The organism is Parahoeflea alexandrii (genome assembly GCF_027214025.1).
GTDB lineage: Bacteria > Pseudomonadota > Alphaproteobacteria > Rhizobiales > Rhizobiaceae > Hoeflea > Hoeflea alexandrii_A.
Map to the genome: position 1 here is coordinate 96,417 of NZ_JAPWHB010000006.1, position 23,118 is coordinate 119,534.

At 62.5% G+C, this 23,118-nt stretch carries 28 protein-coding genes; 15 read left to right on the top strand and 13 right to left on the bottom strand.

All coding sequences use genetic code 11. The features are described from left to right. Positions 1-112: 112 nt before the first annotated feature. Positions 113-1,732 carry a chromosomal replication initiator protein DnaA gene (dnaA, locus tag O4H62_RS19615; RefSeq protein WP_430538482.1) on the bottom strand — a complete coding sequence of 540 codons (1,620 nt, stop codon included), beginning with the start codon at positions 1,730-1,732 and terminating at the stop codon, positions 113-115. Positions 1,733-2,020: 288 nt separating this feature from the next. Between dnaA and O4H62_RS19620 the strand changes: the two genes are divergently transcribed. Further along, positions 2,021-2,326, top strand: coding sequence for a hypothetical protein (locus O4H62_RS19620; protein ID WP_269390427.1), 306 nt, complete (start codon positions 2,021-2,023; stop codon positions 2,324-2,326). Positions 2,327-2,462: 136 nt separating this feature from the next. Here O4H62_RS19620 and rpsT read toward each other — a convergent pair whose 3' ends face one another. The 3 genes from rpsT to mutM all read right to left on the bottom strand — a co-directional run bounded on the left by rpsT (position 2,463) and on the right by mutM (position 4,653). Continuing rightward, positions 2,463-2,729 (bottom strand): 30S ribosomal protein S20, encoded by a 267-nt coding sequence (rpsT, locus tag O4H62_RS19625; protein ID WP_269390429.1) that lies wholly within the window; start codon positions 2,727-2,729, stop codon positions 2,463-2,465. A gap of 194 nt (positions 2,730-2,923) precedes the next feature. Next, complete coding sequence (locus O4H62_RS19630) at positions 2,924-3,697, bottom strand: enoyl-CoA hydratase (RefSeq protein WP_269390430.1); 774 nt, start codon at positions 3,695-3,697, stop codon at positions 2,924-2,926. A gap of 59 nt (positions 3,698-3,756) precedes the next feature. Then, the gene (gene mutM / locus O4H62_RS19635; protein ID WP_269390432.1) at positions 3,757-4,653 is read right to left on the bottom strand and encodes a bifunctional DNA-formamidopyrimidine glycosylase/DNA-(apurinic or apyrimidinic site) lyase; all 897 of its coding nucleotides are present in this window, start codon (positions 4,651-4,653) and stop codon (positions 3,757-3,759) included. 192 nt (positions 4,654-4,845) lie between these two features. Here mutM and ubiE point away from each other — a divergent pair, with 192 nt between their 5' ends. From ubiE to O4H62_RS19675, 8 genes are all read left to right on the top strand, one after another. Then, the gene (ubiE, locus tag O4H62_RS19640; protein ID WP_269390435.1) at positions 4,846-5,622 is read left to right on the top strand and encodes a bifunctional demethylmenaquinone methyltransferase/2-methoxy-6-polyprenyl-1,4-benzoquinol methylase UbiE; all 777 of its coding nucleotides are present in this window, start codon (positions 4,846-4,848) and stop codon (positions 5,620-5,622) included. 5 nt (positions 5,623-5,627) lie between these two features. Next, positions 5,628-7,211, top strand: coding sequence for a 2-polyprenylphenol 6-hydroxylase (gene ubiB, locus O4H62_RS19645; protein WP_269390436.1), 1,584 nt, complete (start codon positions 5,628-5,630; stop codon positions 7,209-7,211). After that, positions 7,205-7,645 carry a GNAT family N-acetyltransferase gene (locus O4H62_RS19650; protein WP_269390437.1) on the top strand — a complete coding sequence of 147 codons (441 nt, stop codon included), beginning with the start codon at positions 7,205-7,207 and terminating at the stop codon, positions 7,643-7,645. Before ubiB ends, O4H62_RS19650 begins: the two co-directional genes overlap by 7 nt. Positions 7,646-7,875: 230 nt before the next feature. Further along, the gene (locus O4H62_RS19655; RefSeq protein ID WP_269390439.1) at positions 7,876-8,313 is read left to right on the top strand and encodes an FKBP-type peptidyl-prolyl cis-trans isomerase; all 438 of its coding nucleotides are present in this window, start codon (positions 7,876-7,878) and stop codon (positions 8,311-8,313) included. A 183-nt stretch (positions 8,314-8,496) separates the two neighbouring features. Beyond that, positions 8,497-8,775 (top strand): FitA-like ribbon-helix-helix domain-containing protein, encoded by a 279-nt coding sequence (locus O4H62_RS19660; RefSeq protein WP_269390440.1) that lies wholly within the window; start codon positions 8,497-8,499, stop codon positions 8,773-8,775. After that, the gene (locus O4H62_RS19665; RefSeq protein ID WP_269390442.1) at positions 8,772-9,194 is read left to right on the top strand and encodes a type II toxin-antitoxin system VapC family toxin; all 423 of its coding nucleotides are present in this window, start codon (positions 8,772-8,774) and stop codon (positions 9,192-9,194) included. The genes O4H62_RS19660 and O4H62_RS19665 overlap by 4 nt, the downstream gene beginning before the upstream one ends. Beyond that, a complete protein-coding gene (gene coaBC / locus O4H62_RS19670) occupies positions 9,191-10,396 on the top strand; it encodes a bifunctional phosphopantothenoylcysteine decarboxylase/phosphopantothenate--cysteine ligase CoaBC (protein WP_269390443.1) in 1,206 nt (401 codons plus the stop codon). Before O4H62_RS19665 ends, coaBC begins: the two co-directional genes overlap by 4 nt. Positions 10,397-10,728: 332 nt before the next feature. Then, on the top strand, positions 10,729-11,643 hold the full coding sequence (locus O4H62_RS19675; protein ID WP_269390445.1) for a hypothetical protein: 915 nt from the start codon (positions 10,729-10,731) through the stop codon (positions 11,641-11,643). Between the two features lie 152 nt (positions 11,644-11,795). Here the strand turns inward: O4H62_RS19675 and O4H62_RS19680 are convergent, their stop codons facing one another. Together O4H62_RS19680 and O4H62_RS19685 are read right to left on the bottom strand one after the other, a co-directional pair. After that, entirely contained in the window at positions 11,796-12,602 is an 807-nt protein-coding gene (locus O4H62_RS19680) for a class II glutamine amidotransferase (protein ID WP_269390446.1), read from the bottom strand. 6 nt (positions 12,603-12,608) lie between these two features. Beyond that, entirely contained in the window at positions 12,609-12,824 is a 216-nt protein-coding gene (locus O4H62_RS19685) for a DUF6356 family protein (protein ID WP_269390448.1), read from the bottom strand. A gap of 110 nt (positions 12,825-12,934) precedes the next feature. Between O4H62_RS19685 and O4H62_RS19690 the strand changes: the two genes are divergently transcribed. Beyond that, the gene (locus O4H62_RS19690) at positions 12,935-13,411 is read left to right on the top strand and encodes an Lrp/AsnC family transcriptional regulator (RefSeq protein ID WP_269390449.1); all 477 of its coding nucleotides are present in this window, start codon (positions 12,935-12,937) and stop codon (positions 13,409-13,411) included. Between the two features lie 29 nt (positions 13,412-13,440). Here the strand turns inward: O4H62_RS19690 and O4H62_RS19695 are convergent, their stop codons facing one another. Beyond that, the gene (locus O4H62_RS19695) at positions 13,441-13,662 is read right to left on the bottom strand and encodes a hypothetical protein (protein ID WP_269390451.1); all 222 of its coding nucleotides are present in this window, start codon (positions 13,660-13,662) and stop codon (positions 13,441-13,443) included. Positions 13,663-13,848: 186 nt separating this feature from the next. Here O4H62_RS19695 and O4H62_RS19700 point away from each other — a divergent pair, with 186 nt between their 5' ends. The 4 genes from O4H62_RS19700 to O4H62_RS19715 all read left to right on the top strand — a co-directional run bounded on the left by O4H62_RS19700 (position 13,849) and on the right by O4H62_RS19715 (position 17,492). Beyond that, positions 13,849-14,760 carry a pirin family protein gene (locus O4H62_RS19700; protein WP_269390453.1) on the top strand — a complete coding sequence of 304 codons (912 nt, stop codon included), beginning with the start codon at positions 13,849-13,851 and terminating at the stop codon, positions 14,758-14,760. A 396-nt stretch (positions 14,761-15,156) separates the two neighbouring features. Then, positions 15,157-15,768: a hypothetical protein gene (locus tag O4H62_RS19705; protein WP_269390455.1), complete on the top strand. Its 612-nt coding sequence runs from the start codon at positions 15,157-15,159 to the stop codon at positions 15,766-15,768. Between the two features lie 515 nt (positions 15,769-16,283). Further along, complete coding sequence (locus O4H62_RS19710; protein ID WP_269390457.1) at positions 16,284-16,745, top strand: MarR family winged helix-turn-helix transcriptional regulator; 462 nt, start codon at positions 16,284-16,286, stop codon at positions 16,743-16,745. 282 nt (positions 16,746-17,027) lie between these two features. Next, positions 17,028-17,492, top strand: a complete 465-nt coding sequence (locus O4H62_RS19715) for a MarR family winged helix-turn-helix transcriptional regulator (RefSeq protein WP_269390459.1) — start codon at positions 17,028-17,030, stop codon at positions 17,490-17,492. 6 nt (positions 17,493-17,498) lie between these two features. On the opposite strand, the gene O4H62_RS19720 is transcribed toward O4H62_RS19715, so the two are convergent. The 3 genes from O4H62_RS19720 to O4H62_RS19730 are packed head-to-tail and all read right to left on the bottom strand — an operon-like array spanning position 17,499 to position 19,033. Next, positions 17,499-17,942, bottom strand: a complete 444-nt coding sequence (locus O4H62_RS19720) for a DMT family transporter (RefSeq protein WP_269390461.1) — start codon at positions 17,940-17,942, stop codon at positions 17,499-17,501. 8 nt (positions 17,943-17,950) lie between these two features. Then, positions 17,951-18,478 carry a GNAT family N-acetyltransferase gene (locus O4H62_RS19725; protein WP_269390463.1) on the bottom strand — a complete coding sequence of 176 codons (528 nt, stop codon included), beginning with the start codon at positions 18,476-18,478 and terminating at the stop codon, positions 17,951-17,953. 6 nt (positions 18,479-18,484) lie between these two features. Then, positions 18,485-19,033: a helix-turn-helix domain-containing protein gene (locus O4H62_RS19730; RefSeq protein WP_269390464.1), complete on the bottom strand. Its 549-nt coding sequence runs from the start codon at positions 19,031-19,033 to the stop codon at positions 18,485-18,487. 143 nt (positions 19,034-19,176) lie between these two features. On the opposite strand from O4H62_RS19730, the gene O4H62_RS19735 reads away from it, so the two are divergent. Beyond that, complete coding sequence (locus O4H62_RS19735; protein ID WP_269390465.1) at positions 19,177-20,565, top strand: HD-GYP domain-containing protein; 1,389 nt, start codon at positions 19,177-19,179, stop codon at positions 20,563-20,565. A 30-nt stretch (positions 20,566-20,595) separates the two neighbouring features. Here the strand turns inward: O4H62_RS19735 and O4H62_RS19740 are convergent, their stop codons facing one another. From O4H62_RS19740 to O4H62_RS19750, 3 genes are all read right to left on the bottom strand, one after another. After that, the gene (locus O4H62_RS19740) at positions 20,596-20,835 is read right to left on the bottom strand and encodes a hypothetical protein (protein ID WP_269390468.1); all 240 of its coding nucleotides are present in this window, start codon (positions 20,833-20,835) and stop codon (positions 20,596-20,598) included. Positions 20,836-20,989: 154 nt separating this feature from the next. After that, positions 20,990-22,030, bottom strand: coding sequence for a zinc-dependent alcohol dehydrogenase family protein (locus tag O4H62_RS19745; protein ID WP_269390470.1), 1,041 nt, complete (start codon positions 22,028-22,030; stop codon positions 20,990-20,992). A 160-nt stretch (positions 22,031-22,190) separates the two neighbouring features. After that, complete coding sequence (locus tag O4H62_RS19750; protein ID WP_269390472.1) at positions 22,191-22,982, bottom strand: MBL fold metallo-hydrolase; 792 nt, start codon at positions 22,980-22,982, stop codon at positions 22,191-22,193. Positions 22,983-23,118 lie beyond the last annotated feature (136 nt).

Consider the following 23,118-nt stretch of genomic DNA (forward strand, 5'->3'; position numbering starts at 1 on the left):
GCCAGGCCCGGGCGAGCAAAATGGCAGATTATGCCCCTGATATGCAACAAAAACCGGCCCGGACCTTTCGGGCCGGACCGGGATTCTGGGGATAAGCGCCCGGGTTTGCGGTCTATTCGATGATCAGCCGCTTGAGCAGTTCGATCTCGTGGCCGAGCTTGGTGTCCGAATTGATCAGCTCTTCTATCTTCCGGACGGCATGCAGCACTGTCGTGTGGTCGCGTCCGCCGAATCTGCGGCCGATTTCCGGAAACGAACGCGGCGTCATGGTCTTGGCCAGATACATTGCGATCTGCCGCGGCTTGACGATGACGCGGGTGCGGCGGTCGGATACCAGTTCCTGCCGCGAGACATTGTAGTGCCGTGACACCACCCGCTGGATGTCCTCGATGCGCACCCGCTTCGGCTCGCCCGCATTGACCAGGTGGCCGAGCAGCTGGTCGACCCGCTCGAGCGTCAGGTTGGGCTCGAAGCTGCGGCGGAACAGGAGCTGGTTGAACGCACCCTCCAGTTCCCGGCCGCTCGAGGTGATGTTCTGCGCCACATGGGCGAGAATGTCTTCGCCGATATCCAGCGTGCCGTCCTCGATCTGCGCGATCGCCAGCCGCTGGCGCAGCATCTCCAGCCGCATGTCGAAGTCCGGCGCCTCGATTTCGATGGCGACGCCGCCCTGCAGCCGCGACCGGACACGCGGATCGAGCGATTCCAGTTCCCACGGCGCGCGGTCGGCGGCGACCACCACCTGGCGGGCGGAATCGAGCAGCATGTTCAGAAGATGGCAGAACTCGTGCTGGATCGACTTGCCCTGCAGGAACTGCATGTCGTCGATGACCAGCAGGTCGATATTGCGCAGCGATTCCTTGAACGACAGCGCGTCATTGTCACGGATCGCGGTGGCGAAGCGCCACATGAAATATTCGGCTGTCAGGTAGACCACCCGTGGATTGCGCGCATGGCGGCTGGCAGCCGCGGCGATCGCCTGCAACAGGTGGGTCTTGCCGAGGCCCACATTGGAATGGATGAACAGCGGGTTGAAGCGCACCGCGCCGGTGCCGGCTTCGGCAATGGTCTTGGCCGCCGCGAGCGCCACGCGGTTCGACGAGCCTTCGACATAGCTCTCGAATGTGTAGCGCGGATCGAGCGGCGACCCGATCACCGTGTTGGCGGCCTGCGGTCCCTTCGCAAAGGCCGAAAGATGCGCTCCCACGCCCTTGACCGACAGGTGCATGTCCTTGCGTGCGGCCACCGGCGCCGGCTGTGTGGTGGATGCGTTGGCGGGCGCCTCGGCTTCCGTCTCCGGCACCTGGCGGCTCGCCCGGGTCGCCGATCGCACGACGATCTCGACCTTCAGGATATCCGGGTCTTCTTCGCTGAACAGCGCGCTGATCTGATCGAGATACTTGTTGTTGATCCAGGATTTCAGGAATGCGGTCGGCACCGACAGCCGCACGACACTCTTGGATGCCGATTGAAGCTTGAGCCGTCCGAACCAGCTTGTGAAAACTTCCGGTCCGACCTGCGCCTTCAACCGCGCCATGACCCGATCAAAGGCCTTGGTATTCTTGTTCATGTCCGCCCCTTTGTCAGTCGTCGGGCAAACATCCCCGCCAAGCGGTTGGGCGCTGGTTTCTTGTGCGCTCCATTGTGCCGCTTTACGCGCTGTTGTCATCTGTGTTTGCATCGCCGCTGTATTCCCTGTTGCCACATTTAGGTAAGCCGTCCCGACCATCATGGTCCGGCTCGGACAGTGTCCCGATCGTCATGTCCATTCTGCTGCGGGTGCCCCCCGCCGTCGTTTGCGCGTTCCTCCTGTTTGCGTCCCTTCCTGCGACCTCGTATCGCCGGATTGGACAAATCTTCACCGTTCCGCTGAAACCTCGGTTCCGGCGGGTCAAAGGTCCATCGCATGGCGAAAGAGAGAGCCAGTGCAACTGATGGTTTTATCTGGGTTTGCCCGGCACGAGCGCCGCGCAACAAGGAGCAGGGTGGAAAACACTTACTGAAATGAAGCAAACTATCCTTGGAACCGACCGGCTCCGTGCCCCTTGTCGAGGGCTATTTAGGCAGGATGGGATGGTCAGATCAAGCAGCTTATTTACGTTTCATTCACACTTTAGGGATTGACTCGCAAAGGTTGAAAAAAGCTCTCGACGGGCCTGCCGAACAGGCGATTGGATTCATTGCCTTTTCACCGGCTCAGCTGTTTTTGCGTCCGGCAGGAAGCCTTGGATACAAAATTTCAGGGCTTGACAGGATATCCGCTCAATCCGGTTTGATTATCCAGAGGCGAATCTGTGACCTCCCGCAAACCATTGAAAATAATTAATATTTGATGTCACCGTGACAGCGGCGTGACAATGCGGAACGGACTGCCGGAATCGGTTTTGCGCAAGTCGTTGTGGCAAAACGAAAAAGGCCCGGACAAGCCGGGCCTTTAGTCGACTAACTGTATTTTCGGTCGATCAGGCGCTCAGCGCCTTCACCCGGCTCGACAGCCGCGAAATCTTCCGTGCCGCTGTATTGGCGTGCACCACGCCCTTGCTGGTGGCGCGCATCAGTTCGGGCTGGGCGGCCTTCAGCGCCGCGGCTGCAGCTGCCTGGTCGCCGGAGCTGATGGCTTCCTCGACGAGACGGAGGAAACCACGGACACGCGAGCGGCGTGCCTTGTTGATGTCAGTGCGGCGGGCAATCTTGCGGGTCGCTTTTTTCGCCGAAGTTGTATTGGCCATGAATGCCTCTCAAAGTGTCACATGCTCTATTCCGACCGGAAAGCGCCTCTTGCGAGGTGTGTCGCTTTGACATGCGGAATGCGAGAAAACCACGGCGAGCCCTAAAGCTGCCATTCGATGGCGGGCGTATACCGGGTATCGCGGCTTTCGTCAACGCGAAAATCCTTAATACCCGCCACCCGCACCGCTTTTGGTCAGCGGTGTTTGAACTGTGCCTTGCGCTTGTCGATGAAGGCGGCCATGCCTTCCTTCTGGTCTTCGGTCGCAAACAGCGAATGAAACAGCCGCCGCTCGAAGCGCAGGCCCTCGGCCAGTGTCACCTCGTCGGCGCGGTTGACCGATTCCTTCACCATCATCGCCACCGGCAGCGAGAACCCGGCGATCTTCTCTGCCGCCTTGGTCGCTGTCGCCAGCAGTTCGGCCGCCGGCACCACGCGCGCCACAAGTCCGGACCGCTCTGCCTCCTCGGCGTCCATCATCCGTCCGGTCAGGCACAGGTCCATCGCCTTTGCCTTGCCCACCGCGCGGGTCAGCCGCTGCGTGCCGCCCATGCCCGGGATCACCCCGAGGGTGATTTCCGGCTGGCCGAATTTCGCCGTGTCGGCGGCGATGATGAAATCGCACATCATGGCGAGCTCGCAGCCGCCGCCGAGTGCATAGCCGGCCACCGCCGCAATCACCGGCTTGCGGGCGGAGGAAACCGCGCTCCAGCCTTCGAAGAAGTCTTCCATATAGACGGTGACATAATCCTTGGGCTGCATTTCCTTGATGTCGGCGCCGGCGGCGAAGGCCTTTTCCGAACCGGTCAGCACGATCGCGCCGATCTTGTCGTCGGCGCCATACTGCGCTAGCGTCTCGCGCAATTCACCCAGCAGTTCCGAATTCAGCGCATTGAGCGCGTCCGGCCGGTTGAGCGTGATGATGGCCACCCGGCCGCGTGTTTCAGTCTTCAAAGTCTTGAGCGCCATCGCGTGTCTCTCCTTGTTGCAGCCTTTCGGGCCGGCTCCCGGCAGGCAATATGGTCCGGTCAGCTTTTCTGGCAGCGCGGGCAATGGAATGTCGATCGCCCGCTCTGCACGATGCGGCGGACCGTATCGCCACAGTCGGGCCGGGGGCAAGCCTTTCCCTCGCGGTCATAAACGGAAAATCCGTGCTGGAAGTAGCCGAGTGTCCCGTCGGTACGGATATGGTCCCTGAGCGACGAGCCGCCGGCAGAGATCGCCTCGTCGATCACCTCCCTGATCGCCTGGGTCAGCACCTCGAGCGCCTTGCGCGGCCGGCCGGTCCGGGTCACCAGCGCTCCCGCCGGCTTGAGCGGCGACAGGCCCGCCCGCCACATCGCCTCGCACACATATATGTTGCCAAGTCCCGCGATGATCCGCTGGTCGAGAAGCACCGCCTTCAGCGGCGCCGCCTTGCCGGCCAGCCGCGCCGCCAGTTCATTGGCATCGAGACTGTTGCCCGTCGGCTCCACCCCGAGACCCCTGAACCAGGGATGCTCCGCCAGCGCGGTCCGCGCCATCAGGTCCATGTAGCCGAAGCGGCGCGGGTCGTTGTAGATCACCCGCGCCCGGCCCGCCGGCCCGTCGACGTGAAACACCACGTGATCGTGCTTGTCGTCCTTCGAGCGGGCGTGATGAAACACGCCCGGTTTCAGGCTGCCGTCCCCGTCCGCCTCGATCCGGAACGAACCCGACATGCCCAGATGGCTGACCAGCACCATGCCGTCGTCGAGATCGGCGACCAGGTATTTCGCCCGGCGGCCGAGCGAAACGATCCGCCGGCCCGTGAGCCGTTCGGCGAAGCCGGCGGGGAAGGCAAATCGCAGGTCGCCGCGCCGTTGCTCGACGCGGACGATATCGGCCCCCTCCATCACCGGCGCGAGGCCGCGGCGGACCGTTTCGACTTCTGGCAATTCGGGCAAAAGCGCCTCCCCGGGCTGGTGGCAATATGCGGATGGCTGGCCTATAAGGCGAAGCGCTATGCCGCAGGCTGGTGTGTCATGCCTAGATAGCGTGGAGCGGAGCGATCCGCTATGGTCGCGGCACAATTGGCCGGTTTCCTGACCAGGTGCCGGCCGGTTTGATGCTGAGTGGAAGAAGTACGGGATTAGAAGATGTCAGAACAGCGCGTTTCCACGGATGGCGGGATGCAGACCAGCTACGGCTTCCGGACCGTGTCGGACGGCGAAAAGCAGGGCCTGGTCAACGACGTCTTCCACAAGGTCGCCAAGCGCTACGACATCATGAACGATGTCATGTCGGGCGGGCTGCACCGGGTCTGGAAGGATGCGATGGTGGCAAGCCTCAACCCGCCGCGCCGTCCCGGGTTCCGCTTTCTCGATGTGGCCGGCGGCACCGGCGACATCGCCTTCCGCATCGTCGCCGCCTCCGACAAGCAGGCAAAGGGCACTGTTCTCGACATCAACGGCTCGATGCTCGGCGTCGGCGCCGAGCGCGCCGCAAAAAAGGGCTATGCCGACAACCTCGAGTTTGTTGAAGCCAATGCCGAGGAACTGCCGTTTCCGGACGCGAGTTTCGACGCCTATACGATTGCCTTCGGCATCCGCAATGTCCCCGACATCGACAAGGCGTTGAGAGAAGCCTACCGGGTCCTGCGCCGCGGCGGTCGTTTTCTCTGCCTTGAATTCTCGGAGGTGGAGATGCCGATTCTCGACCGGGTCTATGATGCCTGGTCGTTCAACGGCATTCCCGCCATGGGCAAGGCGATTGCCGGCGAGGCCGAGCCGTACCAGTATCTGGTTGAATCGATCCGCAAGTTCCCGCGCCAGGCCGATTTCGCCAGGATGATCGAACGCGCCGGCTTCTCCCGCGTCGGCTACACCAATTACACCGGCGGCATTGCGGCCCTTCATTCGGCCTGGAAGATCTGACCGGCATGGCAAGTCTTGGCACCTATCTGCGCCTGATGCGGGCGGGCTTGATCCTCGTGCGCGAGGGCGTGGTTTCCTCGCTGCCCGCCGACGAGCTTCCCGCGCCCGCGAAATTCGGCCACCGGGTGGCGGGCCTGCTGGCCAAACGCAGGGCAAAAAGCGCCGAGCGCACCGACCGGCTGGCCCGCGCGGTCGAGCGGCTGGGCCCGTCCTGGGTCAAGCTCGGCCAGTTTCTTGCCACCCGCCCCGATGTGGTCGGCGCCGATATCGCCGATGATCTGTCGGGCCTTCAGGACCGGATGGCGACTTTCCCCGAGGCTCAGGCGCGTGCCGCCATCGAATCCTCGCTTGGTCGGTCGATCAGCGATCTCTACTCGCGCTTTGATCCGCCGATTGCCGCGGCCTCCATCGCCCAGGTGCATCCCGCCGAGGTTTCCGACGAAAACGGCACCCGCCAGGTCGCCGTCAAGGTGGTCCGCCCCGGCGTGCGCCAGCGCTTCAAGCGCGATCTCGAGGCCTTCTACCTGGTCTCCGAACTGCAGGAGCGGTTCATCCCGTCCTCGCGCCGGCTCCGCCCGGTGGAAATCACCAGGACGCTGGAGCAGACCACCCGCATCGAGATGGATCTGAGGCTCGAGGCCGCCGCCCTGTCGGAAATGGCCGACAATACCCGCGACGATCCCGGCTTCCGGGTGCCCAGCGTCGACTGGGAGCGCACCGGCCGCGACGTGGTCACCATGGAATGGATCGATGGCATCAAGATGAGCGATGTCGCCGGTCTGAAGGCTGCAGGCCACGATCTCGATCAGCTCGCCGACACGCTGATCCAGTCCTTCCTGCGCCATACCCTGCGCGACGGCTTCTTCCATGCCGACATGCACCAGGGCAATCTCTTCGTCGATCCTGCGGGCATGATCGTCGCCGTCGACATGGGCATCGTCAGCCGGCTCGGCAAGAAGGAACGCCGCTTCCTCGCCGAAATCCTCTACGGCTTCATCACCCGCGATTACCGGCGTGTCGCCGACGTGCATTTCGAGGCAGGCTATGTGCCGGCCCGGCACGATCCGGCGAGTTTCGCCCAGGCGATCCGTGCCATCGGCGAGCCGATCCACGGCCAGCCGGCCGAGACCATATCGATGGCGCGGCTGCTGACGCTGCTGTTCGAGGTCACCGAACTGTTCGACATGGAAACCCGGCCAGAACTGGTGATGCTGCAGAAGACCATGGTCGTGGTCGAGGGCGTGGCCCGCACGCTCAACCCGAAGTTCAACATGTGGAAGGCGGCCGAACCGGTGGTCGGCGACTGGATCCGCGACAATCTCGGGCCCAAGCGCATCGCCGGCGACATCCGCGAAGGCGCCATCGCCGCCTTCAGGCTGGCCGAGCAATTGCCGGAGCTTGCGGCCCGCACCGAGCGCTTCTCGCAGGAGGTCGGCGACATGGCCGAGCACGGCCTGCGTTTTGATGCCGCCACATCCGAGGCCATCGGCAAGGCCGAGGCGCGCCATACCCGGTCCGGTCGCGTGGCGCTGTGGATCATTGCCGCCGCCGCGGTCTGGATGGCGCTCGCCTTCCACCCTATATGGTGAGTGTGACCTTCTACCGGCCCATTTCCCTTGACGACATCGATGTGGAGCCCTTGGCCGACGAGGCCTGGGCCGATGGCTACCCCTTTGTCGAGCGCATGCGGCATGACTGGAAGTCGGGCGAAAATCGCTTCGACGGTCCCGGCGAGCGGCTGATCGGCGCCTTCGAAGACGAGACCCTGATCGGCTTCTGCGGCCTCAACCGCGATCCCTATGTGAGCGAGAACGCCGGTCGCATCCGCCATCTCTATGTCAGCCTTGACCATCGTCACGCGGGCGTCGCCCGTGCGCTGGTCGCCCGGGCCCTCGACGGCGCCTCGATCTGGTTTCCCCGCGTCCGCCTCCGCTCGACGCCTGCCTCACGAAGCTTCTACGAGCAGCTCGGGTTTGAGGTGGTCGAGGAGACCGAGGCGACGCACGCCAAGCGGCTGAGGTGAATTCCGCCATCCTGAACCCGGAACGGGGGTGATGCCGAAACGAGCCGCCGGATTTGCAATTCCGGTCCTTTTCGCGCAAAATGGACGCACTGGACCGGCCATCAGGCGCCGGTCCAGCATTCGCCGACGGCAAAACATGTGCCGTCAGGGCAGGAAACCCGGCAGCGGAACGCCACAGGCGCTTCCATCTTTTTGACGCGCCGGGACACACACAAGCATTGGATGAACATATGAGCGAGGCCAAATCCGGCGACACCGTGCGGATAAACTACACCGGCAAACTGCCAGACGGCACCCGGTTCGACAGTTCAGAGGGACGCGAGCCTTTGGAGTTCCAGCTTGGCTCCGGCCAGATCATCAGCGGTCTTGACCGCGAAGTCGAAGGCATGAAGGTCGGCGACAGGCAGACGGTCACCATTCCGGCCGAGGAAGCCTACGGTCCGCATGATGCGGCGAAAGTTCAGCAGATCCCGCGCAGTGCCCTGCCGCCGGAACTCGAGCCGCAGGCAGGCATGCAGCTGCAGGCCCAGACGCCGCAGGGAGGCCAGGTGGCGCTTGTCATCACCGCCATCGGCGAACAGGAAATCACCGTCGACGCCAACCACCCGCTGGCCGGGCAGGACCTGGTGTTCGAAATCGAGGTGGTCGAGATCGTCAAGGCGGCCTGACCGAACGAGACCTGGCAGCCCGGCATCGGCCGGGTTGCCGTTTTCCTCTGGCCAGCGCGTTTCCGTCGCGATAGCCGCCCGGGGAGGATGCTTCACAGAGTCCGGCCTGCGTCCCGTTTGACTGCAATGCATGCAATGCCTACATTGCAGTCACAGGAAGACCCCAGCTTGGGGAGGTTCACCATGGCAACTCTGACCATTCGCAATCTGGATGACTCTGTGAAGCAGGCGCTGCGCGAGCGCGCCGCCCGTCATGGCGTGTCCATGGAAGAAGAGGCCCGCGTGCTGTTGCGCGCCGGTCTTTCCGGGGCTGACAAAGCCGCCATTGAGGGAAAGGAAAGCCTCTGGGATCGTGTCGCCAGATTGCGTGAGAAATACGGAACCGCAGAACTGGAGATCCCGGAGCGGACCGAACTGGCGGGCGAACGCAAGGTTTTTGCTGATTGGCAAGACCGGCAATGATTCTGGACACCAATGTCATTTCGGAGTTTGCAGCTCCGGTTCCTTCAAGCGCGGTTGTCGACTGGTTCAGTTCGGTGCCTGAAGACGGGCTCTATGTCCCTGCTATCGTGAAAGCCGAAATTCTGCTCGGTATCGAACTTCTTCCCGAAGGCTGGCGCAGGTCGACCCTGGAAAGCTTTGTAGCAAACTTCCTCCTCCCTTATGAGCAGGGCCGCATCTTGCCCTTCGAGGACGCGGATGCGCCATATTACGCCCGGGTCGTAAGCGCCCGGAAAGCCAAGGGCCGTCCCGTTTCCGTCCTCGATGCCCAGATCTCGGCCATCGCGGTCCGGCGCGGTCTGCCGATCGCCACCCGCAATGTCCGCGATTTCGAAGGGTGTGGCGTCACCCTCATCAACCCCTGGGACCCTGCTCCATGACTCTCTCCGGCAAACGTATCCTCCTGATCATCTCCGGCGGCATCGCCGCCTACAAGTCGCTCGACCTGATCCGCCGCCTGCGCGAGCGCGGGGCTGAGGTGCGGCCGCTGATGACCGCCGGTGCGCAGGAATTCGTCACGCCGCTGGCCGTCGGCGCGCTGTCCTCCGGCCATGTCTACACCGACCTGTTTTCGCGCGAGGACGAGCAGGATGTCGGCCATATCCGGCTGGCGCGCGACTGCGACATGATCTGCGTCGCCCCCGCCACCGCCGACCTGATGGCGAAAATGGCAAACGGCCTTGCCAATGACCTCGCCTCCACCGTGCTGCTTGCCACCAACAGGCCGGTCTTGATCGCGCCCGCGATGAATCCGGCGATGTGGTCCCATCCCGCCACCCGCCGCAATATCGAAACGCTCAGAAAAGACGGCATCCGCTTCATCGGCCCGATGGCTGGCGAGATGGCCGAATCCGGTGAAGCCGGCGAGGGCCGCATGGCCGAGCCGCTGCAGATCGTGGCCGGTATCGAGGCGCTAATGGATGACGCGCCGAAGCCGCTTGCCGGCAAGACCGCGATCGTCACCTCCGGCCCCACGCACGAGCCGATCGACCCGGTGCGCTACATCGCCAACCGCTCGTCGGGCAAGCAGGGCCACGCCATCGCCGCCCATCTCGCCCGCCTTGGCGCCGAAGTCACGCTGGTCTCCGGCCCGGTGACGATCCCCGATCCCGCCGGCGTCAATGTCATCCATGTCGAAAGCGCCCGCGACATGCTCGAAGCCGTCACCAAGGCCCTGCCCGCCGACATCGCCGTCTTTGTTGCCGCCGTGGCCGACTGGCGCGTTTCAGCTTCGTCCGACAACAAGATCAAGAAGAAGGAAGGCGAGGGCCCCGCGCCGCTCGAACTGACCGAAAACCCCGACATCCTCAAGACCATCGGCCACCATGCGAGCCGCCCGAAACTGGTGGTCGGCTTCGCCGCCGAAACCGCCGACGTGATTTCCAACGCGCAAGCCAAGCTCGCCCGCAAGGGTGCCGATTTCATCGTCGCCAACGACGTTTCCCCCGCCACCGGCATCATGGGCGGCGACCGCAACCGCGTCCGCATCGTCTCGAAGGACGGCGTCGAGGACTGGCCGGATCTGAGCAAGGACGAGACAGCGGCAAGATTGGCCGAGAGGATTGCGGAGAATATGGCGTAAGCCATCGTGATGCTTTTCAACAAAAGGAACTGTAACTGTCCGAGTTCCGGACAATGCGGTCTTGGCTTGAATTGCACCAGCGTCAGGAATGGGCGGAGAGCGGACTTGCGCCGCATACGAATTCAACTGCAAATGATGGACAAGCGAAACAGAGCACTTCAGGTCAAATCCGATCTATCAAATGCCTGGATCAAACACCTAGCCGCTCGCCTCTACGCCGCTGTGAAGGAAGAAACTATCGGTGCAAACATTGTAGATTTACGTTGCAGTTAGTTGTAACGCCACCTTAAATTGTCCAGAAATTTCATGATCAGACAGATACAAGAGCATCGATGTTCGAGGAACGCGCCTTCAATATTTTTATTTATTTCGATGAGGGATTAGCTCGGCAATATGGTGCTCGCCATCACCGTATAGCGGGCAGTGACGAGGCCAAACTAAAGCACCTGCTAGCCAACGTAGAGACTGACCACACGAAGGCCAGGCGTTTCGACTTCAGAAGGACCTTCACTCCCGATGAGTGGCTATCGGCGCAACGTTTTAGCGAGGTAACTCACTATTTTGAGGAGGCGTTTTTGCACTATAGAGCGCCTCAAACAGTGATACATTGCGTAACACCAGTTGTCGACGGCATTCCAACCGTAGATAAGCAGATTTCTACAGGTCCGCTTCGTGGGGATGTTGTTTCACATATTGAAGGACGTGGATCAGTACCGGATTATTTGACCGCATATGTGCGGGATAACAAATTCCACTTAACCGAGTTGCTCAACGACGACTATTTCAAAGCCATCAAATTGCTTTTCAATGCGGGCCACCACGTATCATCGGCAAAATTGCTTATGTCGTGCGTGGATACGCTCGCTTTTGTGGAACATGGAGACGTCCCGCGCAATTTCACTAACTGGCTGGACACATATGTAGACCTCACGCCTATCGGAATTAGTGCCGCTGAGGTTTGGGAATTTCGAAATTCGGTTCTTCACATGACCAACCTCGCATCGAGACAGGTGCTCGCTGGAAAGGTATCGTCCATAATGCCTTACATCGGAGGGGTCGCTTCTATGGAACAGTTAGACCCGCGCCTGCCGAAGCCGTTTAACCTCTATCTACTTATGTTGGCCGTCGCAGACGGTGCGACTAAGTGGGCAGAGACGTATGCGGATACAGAAAAAATGTTGAAGTTCATTGAGCGGTACGACACAACGATCTCAGATGGGCGCGTTGCAAATTGGACTCCGGATTAGCTAGCTTCACAATTTCTGCCTGACAGCACTCAACGTCGGCTTTGGGCCGAAAGTGCCCTCGGTAGATGCAGGATGTGCCTCTGAGCAAGGTTTGACGACTTCGTGGCGGCGTCCGCGGCCAACTTCAGCCCGTCCGCAGACCACTTTGGCCCTCAAGCCACCTCGGCAACCTTCACCGCCGCCTGCATCGGTTCGAACCGCTTCGAGTTCATGCCGGATGCCGTGAGCGTGACGATGCTGCCGGCGGGGATCTCGTGCCATTTGGTGTCGGTGTCCTTGAACGGTTCGGACACCAGGCAATGGCCCTGGTTGTTGCCGGTCGGCGCGGAATAGAGCGTCGGGGCGAATTCGTCGCTGGCGTAGCGGATCGCGTAGAGCGCATCGCCGTCGGAGAAGGCCGCGGTGAACCGCACCAGTTCGCGCACGCCGGCGCGGGCCGCTTCCGAAAGTGCGAAGCGGATGGCTTCGCCGAAAGCCGCCGCCGGATCGGTCTCGAGCCCGAATTCGAGCGCCAGCAGGAACAGGAGTTCGGAATCCGTAGTGCCGTGCCGCGCCTGGTAGAGCCGGTCGGAAAGGGCTGCTTCCATCGGCCGGCGGATTGTCTCGAAGCCGGCGATCTGGCCGTTGTGCATGAACGACCATTTGCCGTTGACGAAGGGATGGCAATTGTCGCGGCTGGTCGCCCCGCCGGTCGAGGCGCGGACATGGCCGAGAAACAGCGGTGAGCGGATCTGCCGCGCCAGGGATTTCAGATTGCAGTCCGACCAGGCCGGCAGCACGTCGCGGTAAAGCCCCGGTTCGGGGTGCTCGCCATACCAGGCGACGCCGAAGCCGTCACCATTGGTGGCGGTCTTGGCCTGGGTGGCGTGATGCGATTGCTCGATCAGCGAATGGCCGGGGGCGGAGACAATCTGCTCCAGCGGGATCGGTGTTCCACGGTAGGCGGCCCATCGGCACATGCGTTTCTATTTGCTCCGGTTGTGCATCCGGTGATGCATCTCGTTGATCATACGGCTTGCAGTTTTCTCAAAGGTAAACGGCAGGATCGCGTGAATCAGGGCACAGAAGCCGGCGGCAAACAGTTTGGCTGAAAACTTGCCGGCAAAGACAAGATGCTCGAAATAGGTCTCGTCGACCGATTGCGGGTGGGCGGTGAAAAGCCGGGCGATCTGGTTGGACATGCGCTTGTATCCCTCGTTTGAATTGGTTCCTGAGAGGATAGCCCGATTCAAAAGGAGAAATGTCCCATTTGTCCTTTAGTGCGGAGAAATATTGGGATATATATCCCTCTATGCATCAGATCGACGATATGGATATCCGAATCCTCGGCCAGCTGCAGCGCGATGGCACCCTGTCGGTGGATGCGCTGTCGGAGCGGGTCAACCTGTCGCGCAATGCCTGCTGGCGCCGCGTCAAGTTGATGGAGGAGCGCGGGCTGATCAAGGAGCGGGTCGCCATCCTCGACGCGGAAGCCGCCGGCTGCGGCCTTTCCGTGTTCATCTTCGTGCGAGCGGCCAGCCACGACGCCGACTGGCTCAGGCAGTTCCGCGAGGCGGTGGCGGGCTTTCCCGAGATCGTCGGGGTCTACCGCACCTCCGGCGATCTCGATTACGTGCTCCGCGCCCGCGTCTTTGACGTCAAGGCCTATGACCGGCTCTACCAGCGGCTGATCGCAAAGGTAAAGCTGGCAGACGTCTCGGCCTCCTTTGTCATGGAGGAGATCAAGGAGACAACCCAGATCCCGCTGGCGGCGCTCGGCCGCAGCTGATCAGATCAAGGGGCGCGCAAGGCCTTACGTCAGTCCTTACGGTCCTTCAGGCGCGACAGCGCCATATTGATCGACGCCATGCGGGCTTCGACCTGGTCGAGATCCGCGGTGCCACGGCCTGTCTGCCGCTCGAGGTCGAACTTCATGCTGGTGATCCGTTCGATTTTCTCGTCGGTCGTCAGTCTGTCGTGCTCGGACACTTCTTCCGGCGTCAGTTCGGTCTCCAGCTTGGAATCCATCTTGAGGCTCATCTCTGTCTCCTTTCCTGCTGATAGACAGACAACGCATGCCACCCGCCGGAGTTCCTGCGATGGGTGCCCGAAATTGAACAATCCGTTTCCATGTAGACCCTTATAAGAGGCCGCCCAGGCCGCTACATTCCGGTCAACGCAAATCCTGCCGGCCCTTTATCCGGCAACGATCTTCAGGAGACTTCCATGTCCATCAGGCCAGTCCGTCACCAGTCCACTGCCGTGCCGCATCTCGAAGGTGCCGGTGTGCATCTTCAGCGCGCTTTCGGTTTCGACGATCCGTCGCTCACCGATCCGTTCCTGCTGTTTGACGATTTCCGCAATTCCCAGCCCGAGAAGTATCTCAAGGGCTTTCCCTGGCATCCCCATCGCGGCATCGAGACCATCACCTATGTGCTGGCCGGCACCGTCGAGCATGGCGACAGCCTCGGCAACACCGGCACGCTCGGTGCCGGCGACGTGCAGTGGATGACCGCCGGCAGCGGCATCATGCACCAGGAAATGCCGAAAGGCGATTTCGCCGGCAAGATGCACGGCTTCCAGCTCTGGGCCAACCTGCCGTCGTCGATGAAGATGACGGCGCCGCGCTACCAGGATGTCACTGCCGCCGACATTCCGGTCGAAATCGATGACGACGGCACTGCGGCGCGCATCATCTGCGGCGAGTTCTGGGGCAAGCGCGGCCCGGTCGACGGCATTGCCGCCGAGCCGTCCTATGTCGACATCTCGGTGCCGCCGGGCAAGCGCAAGACCTTCAAGGTCGACGCCTACCGTTCGGCATTCGCCTATATCTTCGCCGGCTCCGGTACGTTCCGCGATGCCTCCAGGCCGTTTGGCGTGCTGGTCGAAAAGGAAGTCGAGGGCGAGGAAATCCAGATCCGCGACATGTCCGGCGACCGTACGCTGGTGGTGTTCGACACCGGCGACGAGGTCACGGTTCAGGCCGGCGAGCAGGGCATCCGCTTCCTGCTGGTCTCCGGCAAGCCGATCCAGGAGCCGGTGGCCTGGCATGGCCCCATCGTCATGAACACCCGCCAGGAACTGATCCAGGCCGTGACCGAATTGCAGAACGGCACCTTCATCAGGCCGTCGCACTAGAGTGCCGTGCGTCCACTTGGACGCACAAAGGACGCTCTAACACTTTGAATCTAGAGCATCTTGTCTGCGTTCAGACGGGTTCACCTGAACGCGGGATGCTCTAGGCCCGGCCGCGCGATCACCGCTCCGAAAAAATGCCGGGCTCGTCCCGGCATTTTTATGTTCGCATGGCTGTTGCCAAGCGGATCTTGCGGTCTGCATTCGCCCGTCCGAAATCCCGCCCGCTGGGAGGAGGGTTTCGAAGGCTCCTCGACCGAACACCGGGGGTACAACAGGTCAAAGCCCCTGTGGTCGCCGGGCGGAGCTGAAGCGGCCAGGGTGCCGTTTGATCTGACGCATGTCGCCGGCCCGCAAATCGGTGCTACTGTCCCGGCACGAAACCGGAGACGTCGCGCCATGGACAAACCCCTGCTTGAAGAGATCCAGGATCGCCTGCGCGCCGCGCGCCAGGAGCTGGAGCAGGAGCTTGACCGGCAGCTTGAGGAACGCCGGGCGGAGTTCCGGTACAGGATACAGCGCGGCAAGGTACGCTTCGACCGCGAGGTGCAGGCGCTGCAGAAAACCTACCGGACCGGCCTGTGGCGCTACATCACCGGCGCGCGCATTGCCACCGTTCTCACCGCCCCGGTCATCTACGGCCTGATCGTGCCGCTCGCCCTGCTGGATCTGTCGGTGACGATCTACCAGCATATCTGTTTCAGAGTCTACGGCATCGATCTGGTTCGCCGCTCCGATCATGTGGTCATTGATCGCCACATGCTCGCCTATCTCAACCTCATCGAGAAGATCAACTGCGTCTATTGCGGCTACGGCAACGGCGTCATCGCCTATGCGCGCGAGATTGCCGGCCGTACGGAAGCCCACTGGTGTCCGATCAAGCATGCCCGCCGGACGCTGGATCCGCATGGGTCTTTCGACGGTTTCATGGAATTCGGCGATGCCGAGGCCTATCGCGATTGGCTGGCCAAGGGCCGCAATGTCAAGCCCGTCGCACATTCAAAACCCTGATCCTGGTTCCTGACGCATCGAATGAGCGGGAATGCCGGGCCTTGAACTCTATTTGCTTGATGTCGAATTAAAAATGTTCGATGTCAAACAAGTGGAAACCGGCATGCCGCTTCGAAGGCACCGCGGATGCAGGCTGCCACGCCAGGCTGACGGCTTCTCGGCATGCCGGCGATCGCCGAGGGGGTAATCGCAATGAACGTCGACCGTGAGCGCAGCACGAATTACGGCCCGCAGGGCAGCGCTGCCTCCTGCACCTGCCCGAGCGGTGCAGGGGCTGCCCCCGGCCCGGTTTTCAGGAGGGGCTCCGCATGATGCGGTGACTGATGCATAAGCGGTCATTTTGTCTGCGCACCCGCAATGACCTGAAGGTGGATGATCAGAGATAGGGGCAGTTGGTGTTGACGACGGAGGGTGGACGGTCGCATATACCGGTTTCAAAAAATAGTGTGGTCGTTTAACTATATTGTCAGCCCCCGAAGACTGATGGCGTTGAGGGCAAGGGATTTTTGAGCGGAATGGACTCGGGGAACAAGGCAGGTCAGGTTTTCGCGTTCTTCAATGAAATAGCCATCATTGATCAGCTCGGGACAACGCTGCTTGGCAAGGTATTGCCTGACGGTGTTCACCCATCCCATTTTGCCATCGTCGTGCATCTCGCCCGTGCAGGCAACGGCAAGACGCCCGGGGCTCTCGCCAGCGCCATGCAGGTGACCAAGGCAACGATGAGCCATTCGCTTCAGGTGCTGGAACGCCACGGGTTCATCGAAATCAGGCCGAACGAACTGGACGCGCGCTCGAAGAATGTCTTCCTCACCGACGCCGGCCGCACCTTTCAGGCTGAGGCGACCATGGCTGCGGCCCGGACATTCAGTCAGTTCATACGCGCTACGCATATCGAGACCGTATCCGAACTGCTGCCGGGGCTCGTCATGATCCGCAAGCTGCTCGATGAAAACCGCAAACCGCTAATAGACTAGGGACCCGCAATTCCGATGCCTGCGGGGAGGCGAGGCGCGCGCCCTGTGACCGTAAGATTAGGGTGCCGGCATTGGCTCCCGGAGCGAATGAATTCCAGTTATCAGCGGTTTCGGGCCCTTTCTTGAGCAAAAGCCAGGTTCTCGATACGGTTAAGATTATGCACATATGCCGCTTGCGCTTGAGGGTGGCACAGGTCAAGAGTCCTGGTGGTTGGATTATCGTCAGGTTCCTTTCGGCCTGTCCTCAATGCTGGAGCCGGAACAAGGGGAAGAATGAACGGAATGAACTCCCGAAACCTACGAGACGAAGCCTACCTGTTCTTCAGCGAAGTCAACATTATTGACCTGCTGTGCAAGACGCTGGTCGGAAAGATATTGCCTGACAGCGTCCATCCATCCCATTTCGCCATCATTCTGTATCTTGTCCGGCTGGGAGACGGCAAGACGCCGCTCAGCCTTGCCGGCGCCATGGAGGTAAGCAAGGCCACCATGAGCCACTCCCTGAAAGTGCTGGAAAAGCGCGGTTTCATTCAGCTGCGCCCGTGCGAAGACGACGCCCGTTCCAAGCAGGTGTTCCTCACCGACGCCGGCAGGGAGTTTCACGACCAGGCGCTTGCTGCTTCTGCGCGGACCTTCGGGAGCTTTCTCAGCGATGACCACCGCCGGATGATGCTTGACACCCTTCCTGCGCTTATTGCAATTCGCAAGCTGCTCCACGAAAACCGCGAACCGGTGCCCGGAGACTAGAGCCGGTCAGGATCTGCTGGCGGTCACGAAGGCGCCGGCAAGAACCAGCGCAATGCCGATGATCGCATTCGGCGACACCGGACGGCGCGGCAGCCCGAACCAGCCGAAATGGTCGAGGATCACCGCGCCCGCCATGTTGCCCAGGATCACCAGCATCAGGAACAGCGTCACCCCTAGCCGGGGCACCGCCAGCGTCGAGATCATCACCTGGCAGGCGCCGAACAATCCTCCGAGCCACACCCACCAGGGCAGGGCAAGCACCTGTTTGACCTCGGGCAGCCGGATCTGGCCGATCAGCAGGCAGACGCCCAGCACCAGCGCCGCACTGGCAAAGGCCAGGAACACCGGCACCAGCGGATGTGCGCCGAGCCCCGCCGCCATCCGCGCATAGATCGGCCCCTGCGCTGCCACCAGGCAGCCCCCCAGGATAACCGCCAGCGCCAGCAGCATCCCCGCCCTCACAGCGTCTTGTACATGTAGGTGGTGGCGTGCAGCCCTGCGCGGTCAGGATCGAGTGCGAAGCCGGGGATCACGCCTGCCACCTTGAATCCGGCCGCCCGGTACAGCGGCTCGGCGTTGTCGCCGGTCCTGGTGTCGAGCGTGATCAGCGTCTTGCCCGCAGCGCGCGCTTCCGCGTCCAGCGCCTGAAGCAGCGCCCGGCCGATGCCCCTGCGGCGTGCTGACGGCGCCACCATCATCTTGGCCACCTCGCAGCGGTGCGGCTGGTTCGGCGGCAGCGCCACGATCAGCTGCACGGTTCCCACGGTCTCGCCATCGAGCTTCGCGACGAGCAGCCGGCGGTTGCCGGCGCGGACCTCCGGGAACACCGAGGCGGCGAAGAAGGCATGTCCGTCATCGAGCGAGAACGGTTGCACATAGCCGATCGCGGCCCCGCCATTGACGGTCTCGGTCATGATCCCGGCCAGTGCCGCCGCGTGGGCGTCCAGCTGGTCGGGCGCAAGCGAATGAATGCTGATGCCGGTCATGTTGCCTCACAAGAGAACGATGAAATAGGATGCGGGATCGACGCCGGTCTGGAACCGCGACGGGCCGTAGAGCTGGTAGCGCAGGCAGTCCCCGGCCTCGAGCCGGTGCTCCTCGCCATCCACGGTCACGGTGAGCGTGCCCGACAGCATCACCAGGTGATGCTCATGCCCCGGCACCGAGGGCGCCGCGTAGGCAATCATCTGGTAGGCCTCAAGCTCGCAGCGCATCACTTCCGCCGACAGCCCGCCACTGGGCGGCGACACCACCCGGCGTAAGAACCCGTTTTCGGCGTCATGCCAGAGGCTCTGCTCCGCCTGCCGCACCAGCGGCGTGAACGGCGCCTCGATCGGCGCCAGCAACTGCGATATGGTCATCCGGTAGGCGGTCGAGAGCGCCCCCAGCGTCTCCGCCGTCGGACTGACCTCGGCGTTCTCCACTCGCGACAGCGTCGAGCGGCTGATCCCGCTGGCGTCGGCCAGCTGCTGCAGCGACCAGTCGCGCTCCATGCGTATCTGCCTGAGCCGCTCCGCCAGTCTATCGTTGAGGTCTGTCACGCATATTTCCGTATGTGGGAATAACTCTCGAATAAGGGATACGAGAATCAACGGATTTCGTCAAGCCGCCGCCGCACTGGCTCCATGCGTAAACCCTTGTTAAGCCCTCTCTGGTAGGTAACGGGTCTACCGGGAGCCTGCCGATGAGCCAGAGCCTATACCTCGACCACTCCGCCAGCGCCCGTCCGCAAAGCTTCAGGCTGGCCGAATTGCTTGGTGCATTGAGCTATGCGCTGGACCTGACCGAGGGCCAGCCTCAGGGTCATTGCATCCGCTGCTGCTGGATCGGCACCCGCATCGGCGAGGCGCTGGGCTTGTCCGGCGACGTGCTCAAGGATCTCTACTACACCCTGCTGCTCAAGGATCTCGGCTGCTCCAGCAATGCGGCGCGGATCTGCGAGCTCTATCTCGCCGACGACATTTCCTTCAAGCGCGATTTCAAGACCATCGACGGCAGCCTCTCCTCCGCCTTGCGCTTCGTCTTCAAGAAGACCGGCCTTGAATCCGGCCTGAGCGAGCGCATCCGCGCCATCGTCAACATCCTGCAGAACGGCGGCGAGATCTCCCGCAGCCTGATCGAGACCCGCTGCCATCGCGGCGCCGACATTGCCGCCCGCATGCGCTTCTCGCAGGAGGTGCAGGACGGCATCCTGTCGCTCGACGAGCATTGGGACGGCTCCGGCAAGCCCGAGGGTCTGAAGGCAGATGAGGTCCCGATGATCTCGGGCATCGCCCTGCTCGCTCAGGTGGTCGACATCTTCCACACCGAGAACGGTGCAGCTGCAGCACTGCACGAGGCCGAGACGCGCGCCGGAAGCTGGTTCGATCCCGCCCTGGTCGAAGCTTTCCTGGCGGCCCAGGCCGATCCGGACTTCTGGGCCGCGCTCGGAGCACCCGATCTGGAAGCCCGGGTGTTCGCCATGCAGCCGGCCTTGCAGTCCGAACCGGTGGACGAGGACTATCTTGACGACATCGCAGCAGCCTTTGCCGAGGTGGTGGACGCCAAGAGCCCGTTCACGGCCGACCATTCCAACCGCGTCACTCTCTACACCGACATGATCGCCGAGGAGCTGGGGCTCGATGCGGCCCACCGCCGCTGGCTCCGCCGCGCCGCGCTGCTGCATGATCTCGGCAAGCTCGGTGTTTCCAACCAGGTGCTCGACAAGCCCGGCAAGCCCGACGAGGAAGAGTGGCAGTCGATCCGCCGTCACCCGGCCGAGAGCGAGGCCATCCTCGCCCGCGTCGCGGCGTTTTGCGACATCGCCCCGGTCGCCGCCGCCCATCACGAGCGGCTTGACGGCAAGGGCTATCCCAACGGACTTGCGGGCGACGAGATCTGCCTCGAGGCGCGCATCCTCACCGTTGCCGATGTCTTCGACGCGCTGTCGGCCGACCGGCCCTACCGCGCAGCCATGCCGATTTCGAAAGCACTGGCGATCCTCGACGCCGACGCCGGAACCGCCTTCGATCCCGCCTGCATCGCAGCGCTGAAATCAGGCCTCGCCAGGCTCAATGCCGAGGTTGCGGCCTGAGCGGACGCGCCTGTATCAGTCAGCCTGACGTCAGGCGCCGTGACGGGCGCCCGCATGGCCCTGCCGCAGCCGCGGCGCCAGCACCCAGGCCAGCGGCAGCGTCGCGGCAAGGCCTGTGACGATGACCGCGGGCAGCAGGTACTTGGCCTGCTCGGCCAGCGCCGGGATCGACAGCACGGCGATGGCGCCGGCGCCGAACAGCACGGCGTTGACCGGCAGGGAAATCAGCAATGCAATCCAGGTTCGAGTTGGCCAGGTTTGGTTTCGCATGACAGTCTCCTTTCATCGAAGGAAAACGCCACAGCCCCGGCATGGTTCCGCGAATGCCCGGTGCACCCGTAGCCCCTCCCCCCTGTGGGGAGGGGTTGGGGAGGGGTCTTCCTTCAGGCTGCGAACCGCCCCCACGAACCGCCCCGCGCGTTCCTCAGAACTCGGTGACCACCGTCACGCCGACGCCCTCGAACCGGTCCATGCCGGTCAGCGCCTCGATCGATTGCTCGAGGCTGATCCTCCGCCCCACCAGCTGTTCGGGTTTCAGCCGTCCTGCCTCGATCATCTGCAGCATCGCGCCGTAGCGGTGCGCCTGCATGCCGTGGCTGCCGAGAATTTCGAGCTCGTGGGAGATCACCCGCCCCATCGGCACCGGAGGTGCTGCGTGCTCGCCCGCCATCAGCCCGACCTGGACATGCCGCCCGCGCTTGCGCAGCCCGTTGATCGAGTTCACGCAAGTGCTCACCGCGCCGAGCGCGTCGAGCGACACATGCGCCCCGCCTTGGGTAATCTCGCGCACCGCGCCCGCCACGTCGTCCACCTCCCGGGCGTTGACCGTCGCCACCGCCCCGAGATCGCGCGCCAGCTTCAGCGCCGCCGCGGAGATGTCGACCGCCACCACCTGCGCGCCTGAGGCCACTGCGATCATCACCGCAGACAGCCCCACCCCGCCGCAACCATGCACCGCCACCCACTCGCCGCCCGACACCCGGCCCTGGTCGACCACGGCGCGGAACGAGGTGACGAAGCGGCAGCCGAGGCTTGCCGCAGTAGTGAAATCGAGGCTGTCGGGCAGGGCCACCAGGTTGAGATCGGCCCGGTGGATCGATACGAATTCCGCGAACGATCCCCAATGGGTAAAACCGGGCTGGAACTGGTGGTCGCACACCTGCTGGTGCCCGGCATGGCATTCGGGGCAATGCCCGCAGCCGCCGACGAACGGCACCGTCACCCGGTCGCCCACCTTGAACCGCGTCACCTCGCGCCCGACGGAAGCCACCGTGCCGGCGAGCTCGTGCCCCGGCACATGCGGAAGCTCGATGTCCGGGTCATGCCCGACCCAGCCATGCCAGTCCGACCGGCAAACCCCCGTCGCCTCCACCTTCACCACCACCCCGTGCGCCTCCGGCGACGGATCGGGCAAGGTGACCAGCTTCGGCGGCGCGGAAAAGGCTTCGTAGAGAACGGCTTTCATGACGGATGTCCCGGGCTGAGAGAGGCAGGATAGGGGGAGGGTTTACACCGGGTAACGGGGATTGGGGAGGGGAGGGGGAGGCAATTTCAAAATTGGGCATCCGGCTCTGCGGCCGAATAGATACTGCCAGCGGCCACGTTTCTGCCTCGAGTTGCACCGGTCAAGGCGCAGCCTCGTCCCACTGTCTCATCTGCTGGTCTATAAGTTGATGAAGGCGTTCACGGCCAAAGCTGGGGTCGTGGCCTGCATGGACGACATTGATTGGCATGGACCTCAGCCGCTCAAGCGTCCTTTTGTAGTGGGTGCGGTCGGAATGATGCAGGTCGTCAATCAATGGGCCATCATAGATTGCGTCGCCGGAAAACAACGTTCCGGTCTTTGCTTCCCAAAGCCCCAGGCTTCCCGGGGAATGACCGGGCAGATGCAGCACTTCGAACGCCCTGTTGCCGAGGTCGACAACATCGCCTTCGCCGATGCATCTGATCCCGCTTGCTGGCCGCAATTGATAGGAAGACAGGTCAAACCCTTTACAGGGCAATGCGGTCACCATGGACCCGGAAATCTCGGGGTCATCTATTGAAGGCAGATAAAGCGTTGCCAAGTCTGCGGGGTCAAAGCCGCTGTCGGCAAGGTTCATCTCCTTGTTCGGATTGCGAAGCCCCTCCGCCTCAAGGGGATGCACCAGACATTCGCCGAATTCATGATGGCACCCGACATGATCGAGATGGACATGTGTCGCCGCAGCGGAGACACGCTGGCCCAAAATGTCCCTGGCAAAGGTGGCGAGGCTGGCAAGACCGGTTCCCGTATCGATCATCAGATCCCGGTCACGCCCGCGAATGTGCCAGATATTGCATCTCAGGAACGGAACAACATGGGGTTCGTAGATCAGTGTGACATCATCGTCGATCCTGGCTTTCTCGAACCAGCTCTCAGCAATCGGAATGGTCATACCGTCCTCCTGTGGCTGCCGGGACACAGCGTGTGAAGCGCCGATACTGGCTTCGGCTTGATACCCCTGACGCCGCCCAATGGGGATCTTGTGCCGCTCCCGAAAAACTCCGGGAGCGGCGGTCTGCGGTCAAGAC